This window comes from uncultured Salegentibacter sp. (assembly GCF_963972535.1).
In the GTDB taxonomy this organism is placed as follows: Bacteria; Bacteroidota; Bacteroidia; order Flavobacteriales; family Flavobacteriaceae; genus Salegentibacter.
Map to the genome: position 1 here is coordinate 1 of NZ_CAXAVR010000028.1, position 16,168 is coordinate 16,168.

Annotated in this window: 12 protein-coding genes; 6 read left to right on the top strand and 6 right to left on the bottom strand. The window is 36.7% G+C overall.

Features of this window, described 5'->3' with window-relative positions:
* The 3 genes from AACZ30_RS05660 to gyrA form a co-directional block, all read right to left on the bottom strand.
* Window positions 1–899, bottom strand: an 899-nt coding sequence (locus tag AACZ30_RS05660; RefSeq protein ID WP_339648211.1) for a cation:proton antiporter, incomplete at its 3' end; no start/stop codon positions are given.
* A 251-nt stretch (window positions 900–1,150) separates the two neighbouring features.
* Window positions 1,151–2,389 (bottom strand): tetratricopeptide repeat protein, encoded by a 1,239-nt coding sequence (locus AACZ30_RS05665; protein ID WP_075327956.1) that lies wholly within the window; start codon window positions 2,387–2,389, stop codon window positions 1,151–1,153.
* Between the two features lie 22 nt (window positions 2,390–2,411).
* Window positions 2,412–4,943, bottom strand: a complete 2,532-nt coding sequence (gene gyrA, locus AACZ30_RS05670; RefSeq protein ID WP_093306582.1) for a DNA gyrase subunit A — start codon at window positions 4,941–4,943, stop codon at window positions 2,412–2,414.
* Window positions 4,944–5,194: 251 nt separating this feature from the next.
* On the opposite strand from gyrA, the gene AACZ30_RS05675 reads away from it, so the two are divergent.
* Both AACZ30_RS05675 and AACZ30_RS05680 read left to right on the top strand, forming a co-directional pair.
* Window positions 5,195–7,756 (top strand): ATP-dependent Clp protease ATP-binding subunit, encoded by a 2,562-nt coding sequence (locus tag AACZ30_RS05675; protein WP_339648213.1) that lies wholly within the window; start codon window positions 5,195–5,197, stop codon window positions 7,754–7,756.
* Between the two features lie 117 nt (window positions 7,757–7,873).
* Entirely contained in the window at window positions 7,874–8,248 is a 375-nt protein-coding gene (locus AACZ30_RS05680; protein WP_075326645.1) for a hypothetical protein, read from the top strand.
* On the opposite strand, the gene hutH is transcribed toward AACZ30_RS05680, so the two are convergent.
* Window positions 8,245–9,753, bottom strand: a complete 1,509-nt coding sequence (hutH, locus tag AACZ30_RS05685; protein ID WP_339648215.1) for a histidine ammonia-lyase — start codon at window positions 9,751–9,753, stop codon at window positions 8,245–8,247. The genes AACZ30_RS05680 and hutH overlap by 4 nt on opposite strands.
* A 255-nt stretch (window positions 9,754–10,008) precedes the next feature.
* Entirely contained in the window at window positions 10,009–11,529 is a 1,521-nt protein-coding gene (locus AACZ30_RS05690) for an NAD(P)H-hydrate dehydratase (RefSeq protein WP_208225228.1), read from the bottom strand.
* A 238-nt stretch (window positions 11,530–11,767) separates the two neighbouring features.
* Between AACZ30_RS05690 and gcvT the strand changes: the two genes are divergently transcribed.
* The 4 genes from gcvT to AACZ30_RS05710 all read left to right on the top strand — a co-directional run bounded on the left by gcvT (window position 11,768) and on the right by AACZ30_RS05710 (window position 14,865).
* On the top strand, window positions 11,768–12,850 hold the full coding sequence (gene gcvT / locus AACZ30_RS05695; protein WP_208225227.1) for a glycine cleavage system aminomethyltransferase GcvT: 1,083 nt from the start codon (window positions 11,768–11,770) through the stop codon (window positions 12,848–12,850).
* A 3-nt stretch (window positions 12,851–12,853) separates the two neighbouring features.
* Window positions 12,854–13,669 (top strand): sugar nucleotide-binding protein, encoded by an 816-nt coding sequence (locus tag AACZ30_RS05700; RefSeq protein ID WP_339648216.1) that lies wholly within the window; start codon window positions 12,854–12,856, stop codon window positions 13,667–13,669.
* Between the two features lie 89 nt (window positions 13,670–13,758).
* Window positions 13,759–14,049: a 4a-hydroxytetrahydrobiopterin dehydratase gene (locus tag AACZ30_RS05705; RefSeq protein WP_075326640.1), complete on the top strand. Its 291-nt coding sequence runs from the start codon at window positions 13,759–13,761 to the stop codon at window positions 14,047–14,049.
* Between the two features lie 96 nt (window positions 14,050–14,145).
* Complete coding sequence (locus AACZ30_RS05710) at window positions 14,146–14,865, top strand: YebC/PmpR family DNA-binding transcriptional regulator (protein WP_339648217.1); 720 nt, start codon at window positions 14,146–14,148, stop codon at window positions 14,863–14,865.
* Window positions 14,866–14,942: 77 nt separating this feature from the next.
* On the opposite strand, the gene AACZ30_RS05715 is transcribed toward AACZ30_RS05710, so the two are convergent.
* A complete protein-coding gene (locus AACZ30_RS05715) occupies window positions 14,943–16,145 on the bottom strand; it encodes a proline dehydrogenase family protein (RefSeq protein WP_339648218.1) in 1,203 nt (400 codons plus the stop codon).
* Between the last annotated feature and the right edge of the window lie 23 nt (window positions 16,146–16,168).

Sequence of the window (16,168 nt, forward strand, 5' to 3'; positions counted from 1 at the left end):
CAATCTTTCCAGGGCAGAAGTAAACCAAAAATAAAGAAAACCGGGATAGTAAAAACGCGATCCATAGACTCCTGAACGCGTTCCTCCTGGATGGTTTCATTTTGAGAAATTTCAGAAGAAAACGCAAAACCTCCTATAAAGACGCTAAAAATTCCATTCATACCTAAAGCGTTAAAACCAGATAATAGCAAGAATGCAAGCGCCAGAGAAAAAGGCAATACTGCTTTATTAGACATCCAACCTTTCCCGTGGGCCTTATGCATTAGTTTCCCAAATAATTTACCCAAAACAAATGCTACAATACCACATAAAACCGTCGCAAAAAGGAATTCTTTTAAAACCCAGTTTTGTAAATTTTGCGCGGGGAATATTAAAGCGAAAACGAATAGAATTAACGGATAGACCAAACCATCATTCACCCCAGATTCAAATGAAATTGTATCTCTTACCCTTGCCGGTAAAAATCTCTTTGCATTTTCACCAGATACCATTGTAGATGCTACCACAGGATCTGTAGGAGTTATTATTGCTCCTATAAGGCAGCTTTCTGGTAACGATAAAGGCAACAACCAAAATAAAAGTAAAGAGCTACATAAAAACATTCCTAAAATTCCAAAGACAATAACCATAGATTGTGTTTTGAAATGCTTTCTAAAGTAGTTAGAAGGGATTCGTAATGCTGTAGCCATAAGAGCAACTGCCATGGTAAATTCTGTAGCGGTTTTGAGAATATCCAAAGATTTACTATTCTCCAGGGAAATAAAGCTGAATAAATTGGGTCCAAAGATCACTCCAAAAATTAATGCAATTAAGGGATCGGTTATATAATGATTCTCCAGCTTTTTATAAAAAGTGCCAGATAAAATAATTAAAGCACTAATGGTAAAGATTAATAACATATTGCACGGCTTAGTTGCTGCAGTTTATACTATTATAATTTCTATCTTATAACTAAGTTATCAAATTATTTATGCTAAATGAAAATCGTTGCTTTTATCCCATCGAAAATCTGGTTTCATCTCCTGTAGATTTAATTTTTCCGGAATGAATACTGAAATTTAATTAATGTAAATTCAGTTTTTTAATAGAAATACGGCATAAAAAAACCACCGGAATTCCGGTGGTTTAAAATATAAAGTAAGAGGATAAATTACTCTAAACGAGCTTTAAGCTCTGCAGCTTTTTCGTCTTCACCTAATTGGGTATAGATGTTAATAGTAGTTCTAATTGCGTTAACATTCTCAGGATCATTTTCAATCACCTTTTCAAGGTATGGAACAGCCTCCTCGTAAATCTCTTTACGCTCTTCTTCCAGCTCCTCATAACGTTTGTTATCTTCCTTACTCATTCCAAGCTGATTCATCTCATCAATTAACTCACGTTCTTTTGCTAAAATTGCCACTACAATATTCATTCTTGCATTGGTCATTTCGGGATCAATTTCAAGAGCTTTTTCGTAATATTCAATAGCCTGTTCGTTATTGCCTAAATCTGCAGCTGTTACACCTAAGTTGTAATATACGTTAGGATCGTTAGGATTTTTCTTTACAATTTCCTGCATTAGTTCATTGTACTTTTCCTTATCACCCATTCTGTAATAAACATCGGCTTCTGCCTGGATTAGTGCAATATTGTCAGGATTTTCTGCTTTAGCATCCTGGATAGCTTCAATTGCTTTTTCATCCTGACCTTCCTGGATATAGATTAAAGCAATATTTTTAGCAATCTCTCCTTTTTTAGTAGGAATTTTACGGTCTTGAGGATTTTCGTACTCGCCCGTTTTAATCATTAAATCTCGTTGCTCTTTTTGCATTACTTCCTGTTCACCAGTTTCTACATTGGTGGCAAGATATTCTACACCAGAACCATCAAAACCTAATTCTTTTAGATCTTCATAGTAACCTAAAGCTGTAGTGTAATCCTGAGCGTTCAACGAGTTAGCCGCAGCATAGTATAAATAAAGTGTATCCTGCTTATTTAACTGGTAGCTGTAATACAATTTATCTGAAGCACTTTCGTAATTCTCTGTATTTTGATCGTTAATCGCGCTTTGTACTAAAGCATTTCTTACTTGGTCAAAACCCTGTATAGCTTCATCATCATTTCCCATTTCCTGGGCTTTCTGAAAAGCTTCTGCAGCAACTTCCAGGTCTTCCAGAGAAGCATTTTCTCCGTTTCCTAAGTAAGCCTGGCCTTTATAAAGGTAGAATCGCTCGGTCCATTTATCATTTGCTTCAGAGAGCATAGACTCGGCAGTTTGTAATTGCGTTTTGGCTTCTGCATAGTTGCCATCTTCTACGGCATCGCCTGCATCTCTAATCTCACTTTTTTGTGCAACGGCAGCCACCGATAATAATGACAACGCAACAGTAAAAATATTAGTTTTCATCTTGTTTTGGTTTTTATTATAGTTATTCTTCACTATCGTCTACAATAGTTGTGCCATTTGGGTTTTCTTCAGCATCTTCGGCCTTCTCGGCGTCTTCCATCAACTCAACATCATCTTCATCGTGCAGTACTTTTGCAACGGCTGCAATGGCATCGTTTCCTTTTAGATTGATTAATCTAACACCCTGAGTTGCACGTCCCATAACTCTAAGATTTGCAACTTCCATTCGTATTACAATTCCAGATTTATTGATAATCATTATATCCTCATCATCTGAAACATTTTTAATTGCAACAAGACTTCCGGTTTTTTCGGTAATGGAAATTGTTTTGACACCTTTTCCTCCCCTGTTGGTAATCCTGTAATCTTCAAGGCTTGATCTTTTTCCGTATCCATTTTCAGAAACTACAAGAATATCAGAATTAAAATCTTCTACCGAGATCATTCCTACCACTTCGTCTTTATCGTCGGCAAGTGTAATTCCTCTTACCCCTGAAGCATTTCTTCCCATTGGCCTGGTTTTTCCTTCTTCAAACCTAATGGCTTTACCACTTCTTACGGCAAGCATTACCTGGCTATCCCCGTTGGTTAACTTTGCTTCAAGCAATTCGTCATCTTCTTTAATGGTAATTGCATTAATTCCATTAGTTCGAGGTCTTGAATATTGCTCTAAAGAAGTTTTCTTAACCTGGCCTTTTTTAGTGGCCATAATTACATAATGCTTATTGATGTACTCTTCATCTTTAAGATCTTGAGTACAGATAAAGGCTTTTACGCGATCGTCTGGATCTATATTTATAAGATTCTGAATCGCTCTACCTTTAGAAGCTTTACTGCCTTCAGGAATTTCGTAAACCCGCATCCAGAAACATTTTCCTTTTTGAGTAAAGAACAACATGTACTGGTGGTTGGTTCCGGAGAATAAATATTCTAAGAAATCTTCATTTCGCGTATTAGAACCTTTTTGGCCAACACCTCCCCTGTTTTGGGTTTTATATTCGTTTAAAGAAGTCCTTTTTATATAACCAGCGTGAGAAATTGTAATCACCACACGTTCATCTGGGATCATATCTTCTATACTTAGATCGCCACCAGAATATTCTATGGTAGAACGTCTTTCGTCGCCATATTTTTCTTTAATCTCAAGAAGTTCGTCCTTAATAACCTGCATTCTGCGTTCTTTTCGCGCCAAAATGTCTTTAAGGTCTTCTATGGTTTTCATTATCTCTTCATACTCTGCACGAAGCTTGTCCTGTTCCAGGCCGGTAAGCTGGCGTAAACGCATCTCTACAATGGCCTTTGCCTGCAATTCGCTTAATTCAAAGCGCTCAATTAATTTATTCCTGGCTTCTTCAGCATTGCTGGAAGAACGAATTAATGCAATTACCTCATCTATATTATCTGAAGCGATAATTAAACCTTCAAGGATATGAGCCCTATCTTCGGCCTTTTTAAGTTCAAATTCTGTTCTTCTTACAACAACCTCGTGCCTATGCTCTACAAAATGATAAATAATATCTTTTAGGTTAAGCATCTCTGGCCTTCCTTTTACAAGTGCAATATTATTTACACTAAAAGAAGTTTGTAAAGCGGTATGTTTATAAAGGGTATTTAAAACTATATTGGGGATTGCATCTCGTTTTAATTGATAAACGATTCTCATCCCGTTTCTATCAGATTCATCTCTAATAAGACTAATCCCTTCAATTTTCTTTTCGTTAACAAGATCGGCAGTTTTCTTGATCATATCTGCCTTGTTCACCTGGTAAGGAATTTCAGTAACTACTAAAAACTCTTTTCCGTTGATTTCTTCTAATGAAGATTTAGCACGCATAACAATACGGCCTCTTCCGGTTTTAAAAGCTTCACGTACACCATCATAACCATATATTATTCCGCCGGTAGGAAAATCTGGAGCTTTTATATGCTCCATCAACTCTTCTACTTCAATATCGTGGTTTTCAATATATGCAACGGTTCCGTCTATTACTTCAGAAATATTATGAGGTGCCATATTGGTAGCCATACCTACAGCAATACCGCTGGCACCATTTACAAGAAGGTTGGGAATACGCGTTGGCATCACCACCGGCTCGTTCAAAGAGTCGTCAAAGTTTAGCTGGGTATCTACCGTTTCCTTATCGATATCAGCGAGCATATCCTCACTAATTTTTCGCATTCTGGCCTCGGTATAACGCATTGCTGCAGGGCTATCGCCATCTACAGACCCAAAGTTACCCTGCCCGTCTACAAGCATATAGCGCATGCTCCAGTGCTGGGCCATCCTTACCATAGTATCGTAAACAGAAGAATCACCGTGAGGGTGATACTTACCAAGCACTTCCCCTACAATCCTGGCCGATTTTTTATAAGACCGGTTAGAGAGTACACCAAGTTCATACATACCGTACAATACCCGGCGATGCACCGGTTTTAACCCGTCACGAACATCTGGTAAAGCACGTGACACAATGACCGACATTGAATAATCAATGTAGGCCGATTTCATTTCATCTTCAATATTTATAGGAATAAGCTTTTCTCCTTCAGCCATATTGTAAAGTTTATTTTAGTTCTCTAATCTAACGAGCCAATTTACATATTTTATAGATGTTCAAGCCCTGTTTGGCGTATTGTTTACCCAAATTTTATTAACAAATATTTAGTGTGCTATCGTTAATAAGTTCCTTATTTTACCCTTTGAATATTGAAAGTAATTTTGTCAATTAGCTAATATCATAGGATTAGGTACAATTTTTGAAAGTTTTGTACTGAATAAATCATTAGAGAGAAAGGAAGATAAAGATGGATGATAATTTTTCACCAAGAGTAAAAGATGTAATTGCATATAGCAAGGAAGAAGCACTGCGTTTAGGCCACGATTTTATTGGAACTGAACACCTTATGCTTGGTTTGCTGCGAGATGGAGATGGTAAAGCCATAGATATTTTAAATGCTTTAGATATAGATTTAAGTCATTTAAGACGCAAAGTAGAAATACTTAGCCCGGCCAATCCCGAGTCTACTGCGGTTTCTAACGAAAAAAGAAACCTGCACCTTACCCGCCAGGCAGAGCGAGCCTTGAAAACAACTTTTTTAGAAGCAAAGCTTTTTCAAAGTTCTAATATAAATACTGCGCATCTATTGCTATGTATTTTAAGAAATGAGAACGATCCCACCACCAAACTACTTAACAAGCTTAAGATAGATTATGATGGGGTTAAAGATCAGTTTAAATATATGATTGCCAGTGATGAAACTGATTTTCAGGATAGTCCTACGGCTGAATCATTTTCTGACGACGATAGCAATACCGATGATGCCACAAAAGATAATCCGTTTAGCGGAGGTGGCAGCGGCCCCGGTAAAACTTCCAAAAAATCTAAAACCCCGGTTTTAGATAACTTCGGAAGGGATTTAACCGCGATGGCCGAAAATGATAAACTTGATCCCGTTGTTGGGCGTGAGAAAGAAATTGAAAGGGTTTCTCAAATTTTAAGTAGAAGAAAGAAAAACAACCCACTGCTAATTGGTGAGCCCGGAGTTGGTAAATCGGCTATTGCAGAAGGTTTAGCGCTTAGAATTATTCAACGTAAAGTTTCAAGAATACTGTTTGACAAACGTGTGGTAACCCTGGATCTTGCCAGTTTAGTAGCAGGAACCAAATACCGTGGGCAGTTTGAAGAACGTATGAAGGCTGTAATGAACGAGCTTGAGAAAAATGACGATATTATTCTTTTTATAGATGAGATTCATACCATTGTAGGTGCCGGCGGCGCCACAGGAAGTCTGGATGCCAGCAATATGTTTAAACCCGCCCTTGCAAGAGGAGAAATTCAATGTATAGGTGCTACTACTTTAGATGAGTACAGGCAGTATATTGAGAAGGATGGAGCTTTAGAAAGAAGGTTCCAAAAGGTTATTGTTGAGCCTACCTCGGTTGAAGAAACTATTGAAATTCTAAATAATATTAAAGATAAATACGAAGAGCACCACAACGTTTCTTATACAGATGAAGCGATTGAAGCCTGTGTAAAATTAACCAACAGGTATTTAACCGATCGTTTTTTACCAGATAAAGCTATAGATGCTTTAGATGAAGCAGGTTCTCGAGTGCATATTACCAATATTGATGTTCCAAAACAGATTTTAGACCTTGAGCGTAAACTGGAAGAAGTGCGCGAAAAGAAAAATTCTGTTGTTAAAAAGCAGAAATACGAAGAAGCTGCTAAACTTAGGGACGACGAGAAAAATCTTGAAAAAGAACTCCAAATAGCCCAGGAAAAATGGGAAGAAGAATCTAAGAAACACAAGGAAACGGTTGATGAAGATAGCGTGGCTGATGTTGTTTCTATGATGACCGGCGTGCCTGTTAACCGTATTGCACAAACCGAAAGCAATAAACTGGTTGAACTTCCTAAGAAAATTAAAGGAAAAGTTATTGGCCAGGACGATGCGGTTGGAAAAGTGGTAAAAGCCATTCAAAGAAACCGTGCGGGTCTAAAAGATCCGAACAAACCCATTGGATCGTTTATATTTTTAGGTCAAACCGGGGTTGGAAAAACACAATTGGCTAAAGTACTGGCTCGCGAGTTATTTGATAACGACGATTCACTTATTCGAATAGATATGAGTGAATATATGGAGAAATTTGCCATTTCTAGATTAGTAGGAGCGCCTCCCGGATACGTGGGTTACGAAGAAGGTGGCCAGCTTACCGAAAAAGTACGCAGAAAACCTTACGCGGTTATTCTACTGGACGAGGTAGAAAAAGCCCATCCAGATGTTTTCAATATGCTGCTTCAGGTTTTAGATGACGGATATTTAACCGATAGCTTAGGAAGAAAGATAGATTTTAGAAATACTATAATCATCATGACTTCTAATATTGGAGCAAGAAAACTTAAAGATTTTGGCCAGGGAGTTGGATTTGGTACTGCTTCCCAGCGTTCTCAAGCCGATGAAAATGCAAGAAGCGTAATTGAAAACGCGCTTAAAAAAGCATTTGCTCCAGAATTCTTAAACAGGATTGATGATGTAGTGATCTTCAACAGTCTTGAACGGGAAGATATTCATAAGATTATTGATATTGAATTAGTGAAATTATTCAGTAGAATTGGAAGCCTTGGTTATAAATTAACTTTAAGTGATAAGGCAAAAGATTTTATTGCTGAAAAAGGATTCGATAAACAATATGGCGCAAGACCGTTAAATAGAGCGATTCAGAAATATATAGAAGATGCACTTGCTGAAGAAATCATAACTTCAAAATTAGCTGAAGGTGATAAGATTTTTATGGATCTCGATGAAGAGAAAAATGAATTAACTATAAAAATTGATAAGGCAGTTAAAGAAACTGAATCTTAGTGCTTTAAGGAATAATTAGTTTTATAAGAGGCTATTTGAAAGATTCATTTCAAATAGCCTTTTTTTAATATATTCCCTGAAATATATTAAATTTGCAAAGAATTAATCCCTACATTAATGACTACTGATAAATTGGAAGTGAAATTTGGGCAGGTGCGCATTTTTCAAAATATCCTAATTGCCGAATTAAACGAAGGTCTTCTCTTTACCTCCGAAAATAACAAAGAATTATTAGCTATTGGAAAAGAGGTATTTAAAGGGAAAGACTATGGATATATTTCTTTCCGTAAAAATTCTTATGCAGTAGATCCTATGGTTTACCGGGAATCTGCCCAGGCCCAAAATTTAAAAGCTATTGCCGTAGTAAGTGAAAATGAACTTATTCGGTTAAATGCGCATAAAGTAGAACGCCAGTTTTATAAAACTCAGAATTCTTTTGAGGTTTTTGATAATTTAGACCAGGCAATAAATTGGATTCAATTCGAAATTTAATCGAAGAAATTTTCAGTAAAATTAAAGTTTTCAAGAAAAGATTTAGCCGACTTTATATAAGGCGCCATCGTCACATCGGTATGTAATATCGGAACTTCGGCTCTAAATTCATTTAAAACATCACTTAGCATTGCCGAAGTTTTTGCCGGCTCTCTAAAGTGCATAGCTTGTGATGCGTTAAAAAGTTCAATGGCCAGTACACTATTTAAATTTTCTACAACTTTTAAAAGCTTTGTTGCGCCGTTTGCCCCCATACTTACGTGATCTTCCTGACCGTTAGAAGAAACAATGGAATCTACCGAAGCCGGTACTGCAAGTTGCTTATTCTGACTCACAATACTTGCAGCCGTATACTGCGGAATCATAAATCCGCTATTCAAACCTGGATTTTCTACTAAAAATGCCGGTAAACCGCGAAGCCCCGAAACCAATTGATAAGTTCTTCTTTCTGAAATATTAGCAAGTTCTGCCAACGCAATTGCTAAATAATCTACTGCCAGGGCCAGAGGTTGACCGTGAAAATTACCTCCAGAAATAATCTTATCTTCTTCAATAAAAATATTAGGATTATCGGTAACCGAATTGATTTCGGTTTTAATGGTTTTTCTAACAAAACTCAAGGTGTCCTTACTTGCACCATGCACCTGCGGGATACATCTAAAACTATAAGGATCCTGTACATTTTCCTTTTCGCTCTTAGCAATTTGGCTGTCTTCCAAAAATCTACGAATACGTTCAGCAGTTTTTATTTGTCCGCGATGGGGCCTTGCCAAATGAACCAACTCATCAAGAGGAGATAAGTTACAATCAAAAGCATCTATGGAAACCGAACCAATAAGGTCGGCCAGGTAAGATAATTTATAAGATTTCAGTAAAGCGTAAACGGCATGAGCGCTCATAAATTGCGTTCCGTTTAGCAAAGCTAAACCCTCTTTAGATTGCAATTTTAAAGCTTCCCAATTTTGGTTTTTCAGTAATTCTTCCCCGCTAATTATTTTATCTTCAAAGTAAACTTCTCCTTCTCCAATTAAAGGCAAAGCCAAATGCGCCAACGGAGCAAGATCTCCAGAAGCTCCCAAAGAACCCTGTTCGTAAACTACCGGTAAAATATCCTGATTGTAAAAATCTATAAGTCTTAAAATAGTTTCCAGGGCAATCCCGGAATTTCCATAGCTTAAAGACTGAATTTTTAGTAAAAGCATCAACCTTACAATCTCTTTATTTACTTTATCGCCGGTTCCGCAGGCGTGAGATTTTACCAGGTTTTCCTGAAGCTCGGTTAATTTGCCCGGACTTATTTTTACATTACATAAAGCTCCAAAACCGGTATTTATTCCATACACCGGGGTATCACTTTCTGTGATTTTTTTGTTTAAGTATTTTCTGGATTTCTGGATATTGGATTCAGCCTCTTCACTAAGTGCTAATTGCTTCTTATTTACCATTATATCTTCAATGGTTTCTAAGTCTAAAATGGCTGAACTGATATAATGATGAGACTGCATAACTTACAATTTTAGATAATGGAGAAATATCCTGAACTTATTGAAATTACGGTAAATTCAGGCAAATTTTATTAAATAAGTAATGATTAGATTTTATTCCGATAAATGATTAAAAATAATATTTCAGCTATAAAATAGAATCCTTTTAATTTCCGGGCCAAAATTCCTATTTCTACTGATACAATCCAAATTTAAAACCAAAATTTTAAGAATTATTCAACCAAAAGTTTTAAACAATTCTAAAAGAAGAATCTATCACTTCTTTTCGTCCTTCATTAAAGCTAAAAATGCTTTCCCCAGGTTGTCGCTTATATCTCCCGAAATTAAAGCTTCATATCCACTTTCTTCAGCGCAAATATCACCTGCGAGCCCGTGTAGATATACGCCTAAAATAGCTGCCACAAGGGGTTCATATTTTTGAGACATTAATCCGGCAATTATGCCTGAAAGCACATCACCACTTCCCGCTGTGGCCATCCCGGGATTTCCGGAGTTATTGATATAAATATGTTTTCCGCTAAATACAAAACTATGAGCTCCTTTTAAAACCAGAATTATCTTATATTTTTTAGTGAATTTCTCAATCTTATGAATCTTCTCAAAGTCATCATTCCACTTCCCTATTAGCCTTTCTAATTCTTTTGGATGCGGCGTTAATACCGAATTTTTAGGAAGCAAATCCAGTAATTCATTATTTTCAGAAAGCATATTTAACCCATCGGCGTCAATTAGCATAGGGTTTTTAATTTTTCCCAGTAAGCTTTTAAATGCTTTTACCGTATTAGAAGATTTCCCCGCTCCCATTCCAAAACAAATAACATCGGGTTCCAGATCGGTTTTAATATTGGTGAGCTCTTTATCGTTTTCATCTGTAATTACCATTGCTTCCGGAAAGCTGGATTGTAAAATTTCGTATCCACATTTTGGGACAAAAACACTACATAAACCGGCCCCCGCTCTTAATGTAGATTTTGCCGAAAGTACTATACTTCCAATTTTTCCATAACTCCCACCAATTACAAGTGTATGGCCGTAGTCTCCTTTATGAGAATTTTTATCACGCGGTTTATAAAGATGCCTGGCTTCACGTTTACCAATAAGCTGCGCCATTGCTTTAACTTCTTTTAAATAACCGCGATCTAAACCAATATCTAAAACCTGTACTTCACCTGCATATTTCATAGTTTGAGGCAGAAAAAATACCAGTTTCGGGGTTTGGAAAGTAAGGGTATAATTTGCTTTAATCACCGCAGTATCTTCTGCCGGCACTTTATCAGGAAACAATCCTGAAGGCATATCTACCGCCAGGCAAAATGCACCAGATTCATTAATATGCAACAACAATTTTGCAAGCCAGCCTTCAGCGGGGCGGTTTAACCCAATTCCAAAAATGGCATCTACCACAAAATCACCGGGAGAAATTTCAGGAAAATCTTCTTCTCGTTTTATCAATTCAGGCCAGGTATGGCTTTCTTTTTTATAGCGATCGTAATTCACAAGAAAATCATCAGATCGTTTATCGCTGTAATTCACCACGTAAACTTCAACCTTATAACCGTATTTATGAAGTAAACGCGCCACCACCAGTCCGTCGCCACCGTTATTTCCTATTCCGCAGAAAATTTTAATATTGATATCTGCACCTTCCAGCCGGGTATGAATTTCGTTAAAAACAAGGCTTGCGGCACGTTCCATTAAACGTGTACTCGAAATTCCTTCAGTCTTAAGTGTAACTTCATCAGCTTCTTTTAATTGTTCTGCAGAGAGTATCTTCATAATTGGTTTGGTTGAATAATTACATTCATAAAATTACAAATTAAAGCCTGAAAGCTTTGTTCTAAAAATTTAATCTAAACTTAAATTTCGGGGAGTTTTGCCAATAAAAGTTTAATACAGAAACTTATTAAATATAAAACTGCGTGCTAAGCCTATTATGTTAACTATTCTTCATAAAAAGCCTTTTTTAATATTGTATTCAAAGTGAAATCGATAAATTTGCCCAAATTTTAGAAAAATGAAAGAAGTTGCCTTAGCTGCCAGACATAAAGAATTAAATGCCAAAATGGTACCTTTTGCAGGTTATAATATGCCTGTTTCTTATGGAGGTGTGAATATTGAACACCAAAACGTTCGTGAAAAATTAGGTGTTTTTGATGTTTCCCATATGGGAGAATTTCTAATTACCGGGGATAAGGCTCTGGAACTTATTCAGAAAATTACCACTAACGATGCTTCTAAACTGGAAGACGGGAAAGCGCAATATACCGTAATGCCCAACGAAACCGGCGGAATTGTTGACGATTTAATTGTATACAGGATTAATTCTGAAAAATATTTGCTGGTAGTAAATGCCTCTAACATAGATAAAGACTGGAACTGGATCGCGCAACATAATACTATGGATGCAACGATGCGCGATATGTCTGACGAATTTTCACTTTTGGCTATACAGGGACCAAAAGCGGCAGAAGCTATGCAATCTTTAACCGATGTAGATCTTTCTAATATGAAATTCTACACTTTTGAAGTTGCTGAATTTGCTGGAATAGATAAAGTAATTATTTCGGCTACAGGTTATACAGGCAGCGGCGGATTTGAGATCTATTTTAAAAACGAAGATGCCGATCAAATTTGGGATCGCGTGATGGAAGCCGGGAAAGACTACGGTATCAAACCTATTGGTTTGGCTGCACGTGACACTTTAAGATTGGAAATGGGCTTCTGTCTCTATGGCAATGATATAAACGAAACCACTTCTCCAATTGAAGCTAAATTGGGGTGGATCACCAAATTCACCAAAGATTTCATTAATTCTGAAGCTTTAAAGAAAGAAAAAGAAGAAGGACCAAAACGAAAGTTAATCGCCTTTGAATTGGAAGAACGTGGAATCCCGCGCCAGGGTTACGAAATTGAAGATGAAGATGGCAAGGTTATTGGCGAAGTAACTTCTGGGACAATGTCACCATCGCTGGAAAAAGGAATAGGTTTAGGCTACGTGCCATCTGAAGTTGCTAAATTTGGCAACAAGATTTTTATAAAAGTTAGAAAAAAATCCATTCCGGCCGTACAGGTGAAATTGCCCTTTTATAAAGGATAGTTTTTGGAACGAATTTTAATTTTAGGAGCAAGCGGCTTTATAGGCAACGCCTTATATAAAGAGCTATGCTCCTTTTTTGATACCCACGGTACTTACCACACTCCAAACCGCGTTTTTGAAGAAAATTACCAGTTTCATCATTTTGATATGGAAACTGAAAATATTGAGATTCTGCTTCAAAACGTAAAACCCACGATTATTATCTCTGCCGTTCGGGGAAATTTTGATGCGCAAATAATCGCCCATTTTGAAATAATTAATTACATCCTCACTCATAAATGTAAATTGCTGTTTATTTCATCTGCCAATGTGTTTGATGCCTTTACCAATTTCCCTTCTTATGAATATGACAAAACATTATCCCAAAGTATTTACGGCAGGTTTAAAATTAAGATTGAAAATGCCCTGCTAAGACTGCCAAATGATAAGTACAACATTTTACGTTTACCTATGGTTTTTGGCCATAATTCTCCCCGATTAAAGCAAATTAAAACGCTTATAGATTTGGGCGAAGCCATAGAAGTTTTCCCAAACGTGGTGATTAATGTTACTGAAATTGAAAAAGTAACCCAGCAAATTCATTATATAATCAATAGAAAAAAACAGGGGGTTTTTCATTTGGGAAGCAGCGATCTGGTACATCAAAAAGATTTTATTGAAGAGGTTTGTGAAGTTTTAGGCTATAAAAACCTTGTTTTTAAAAATATCTACGATTCTAATTTCGATAGGTTTTTAGCGGTTTTACCTAAAGAAAACATTCTGCCTAAAAACTTACAGGTTTCAGTACAGCAGGTCGCAAAGGCATCAATAAAGAATTAGGTGTTAATCTTGTACTAAAACCCAATTAGATTGAAAATTCAGGCTTTAGTTGCTTAAATTTAAAGGACTAATCCTTAAAAATTATTACAATGAAAAAGCTTAGCGAAGACGAAATCAATAAAAAGCTGGAGAATCTTGAGGGCTGGGTTTATAAAGATAATGCAATTCATACTTCATTTCAGTTTGCCAATTTTAAAGACGCTTTTACGGTAATGACGCGAATTGCTTTTGAAGCCGAAGCCCAGCAGCATCATCCAAATTGGGGAAATGTTTATAATGAACTTGAAATTTCCCTTTCTACCCATGATGCCGATGGAGTAACCGAAAAAGATTTTAAACTGGCAAAAGCTATTGAAGAAATAGTAGAAGCTTCGGCTTAAATTCAGAAAAAAGAGCATTAAAATTTAAAGCTTCCAATTTTTAAATTGAATTGGAAGCTTTTTTATATTTTTGCTTCAATTTTTTATTCAGAATAAATGGGAAGAGCATTTGAATTTAGAAAGGCGCGTAAGATGAAACGCTGGTCAGCAATGGCCAAAGCCTTTACCCGCATTGGGAAAGATATTGTGATGGCTGTTAAAGAAGGCGGCCCAGATCCTGATACCAATGCCAAATTAAGAGCAGTTATTCAAAACGCGAAAAGCGTGAATATGCCCAAAGATAATATTGAGCGTGCCATTAAAAGGGCGAGTGATAAAAATCAGGGCGATTATAAAATTGTACTTTTTGAAGGTTATGCACCCCACGGAATTGCCGTTTTGGTAGAAACCGCTACCGATAATAATAACCGTACCGTTGCCAATGTTCGCTCTCATTTTAATAAATGTGATGGAAACCTGGGAACTTCAGGCTCGGTTGAATTTATGTTTGACCACACTTGTAATTTCCGGCTGAATGCTGAAGGACTTGACGTGGAAGAGTTGGAACTTGAATTTATAGATTTTGGGGCCGAAGAAGTTTTTGAAGATGAAGATGGCATTCACATTTACGCACCTTTCGAATATTTTGGAGCTATTCAAAAAGAATTAGAAAACCGGGAAATTGAAATACTTTCTTCAGGATTTGAAAGAATCCCACAGGTTACCAAACCACTTTCTGCTGAAGAAGCTGCAGATGTTGAGAAACTACTGGAAAGGCTGGAAGAAGACGATGATGTGCAAAATGTATATCACACCATGGAAGAAACCGAGGCTTAATTTTCTTCATTATAAGACATAAAAAAAGCTGTTTAGAATAATTCTCTTGAAATGAACCCTAAACAGCTTTTTAATTTTTAATGTTCTCCCCTATCGTGTTTTGTTGGTTGACCCTTCCTACGCTTCTTTTCTTCTTCTAAAAGCGAAAGCTCACGCCCTGTTTGCCCCTTAACCGATGTATTTTCCTGTGCCCTTCTTAATAAATAAGGTACAACTTCGCGTACAGGACCAAAAGGCACTAATTTCGCTGAATTGTATCCTTTCTTTGCCAGGTTATAACTAATATGATCACTCATTCCATAAAGCTGGCTAAACCAAATACGATCGTCATTTAAAGGCAGCCCTTTATCTTCCATACTTTGCAGCGCAAGATAATTACTCACCTCGTTATGAGTCCCTATAAATAAATGTATATCATTAAGGTTTGCTAAACAGTAAGACATCACGCTATTAAAATTAACATCTGTAGCTTCCTTGTTTTCGCAAATTGGAGTAGTATAATTATATTTTTTTGCACGTGCATTTTCTTTTTCCATATAAGCTCCACGCACAATTTTAGCTCCTATTTTAAAGCCTTCTTCTTTAGCTCTTTCGTGAAGATTTTTCACATACTCCAACCTGTCCCAACGATAACACTGAAAAGTATTATAAATAAGAATTTTCTCCTTGTTATACTTTTTCATCATTTCTTCCATCAATTCATCGGCTGCGAGTTGCATCCAACTTTCCTCGGCATCGGCGTATAATCTTACATTATTATCATAGGCACATTTACAAAGAGTATCAACCCTTTCTTTAACACGTTCCCATTCTTCCTTTTCTTCGTCGCTTAAATTAATACGTTCTGTGATTTTTTCCCAAATGGCAAACCTTCCAATTCCTGTAGGCTTAAATAGCGAAAACGGCAATTCGTCACTTTTAGCAGCGAATTTTATCAACTTCATTTTTTTATCTAAAGCAGCATCAAACTGCTCTTCGGTTTCTTTTCCCTCAACCGAATAATCAAGAATGCCGTGCAATTTTTCAGCATACATTTCTTTGGTAAGCGGCTTACAATCATCTTCGGTAACCCCACCACAAAACTGTTCAAAAATGGTTTTTTTAATCAGTCCTTCTACAGGCAGGTGTAGCTTTAAAGAAATTTTAGTCAACCAGGAACCGGCATCTACCAGTTGCTTGTTCTTCATCATGCTAAATAAAAAGATAGCACGATCCAGTTCTAAATCAGATTTTAATTTAAAAGCTGTTTTAGTATCATTAAAAATTTTTCTATTAATCATGGGGTGTGTCTTAATTAGCGCAA

What these genes read in the sequence shown, in the direction of transcription:
- hutH (WP_339648215.1), bottom strand. Translation starts at nt 9,753, where the DNA reads ATGCAGTCTCATCATTATATCAGTTCAGCCATTTTAGACTTAGAAACC.
- AACZ30_RS05675 (WP_339648213.1), top strand. Translation starts at nt 5,195, where the DNA reads ATGGATGATAATTTTTCACCAAGAGTAAAAGATGTAATTGCATATAGC.
- gcvT (WP_208225227.1), top strand. Translation starts at nt 11,768, where the DNA reads ATGAAAGAAGTTGCCTTAGCTGCCAGACATAAAGAATTAAATGCCAAA.
- AACZ30_RS05715 (WP_339648218.1), bottom strand. Translation starts at nt 16,145, where the DNA reads ATGATTAATAGAAAAATTTTTAATGATACTAAAACAGCTTTTAAATTA.
- AACZ30_RS05665 (WP_075327956.1), bottom strand. Translation starts at nt 2,389, where the DNA reads ATGAAAACTAATATTTTTACTGTTGCGTTGTCATTATTATCGGTGGCT.
- AACZ30_RS05710 (WP_339648217.1), top strand. Translation starts at nt 14,146, where the DNA reads ATGGGAAGAGCATTTGAATTTAGAAAGGCGCGTAAGATGAAACGCTGG.
- AACZ30_RS05690 (WP_208225228.1), bottom strand. Translation starts at nt 11,529, where the DNA reads ATGAAGATACTCTCTGCAGAACAATTAAAAGAAGCTGATGAAGTTACA.
- gyrA (WP_093306582.1), bottom strand. Translation starts at nt 4,943, where the DNA reads ATGGCTGAAGGAGAAAAGCTTATTCCTATAAATATTGAAGATGAAATG.
- AACZ30_RS05705 (WP_075326640.1), top strand. Translation starts at nt 13,759, where the DNA reads ATGAAAAAGCTTAGCGAAGACGAAATCAATAAAAAGCTGGAGAATCTT.
- AACZ30_RS05680 (WP_075326645.1), top strand. Translation starts at nt 7,874, where the DNA reads ATGACTACTGATAAATTGGAAGTGAAATTTGGGCAGGTGCGCATTTTT.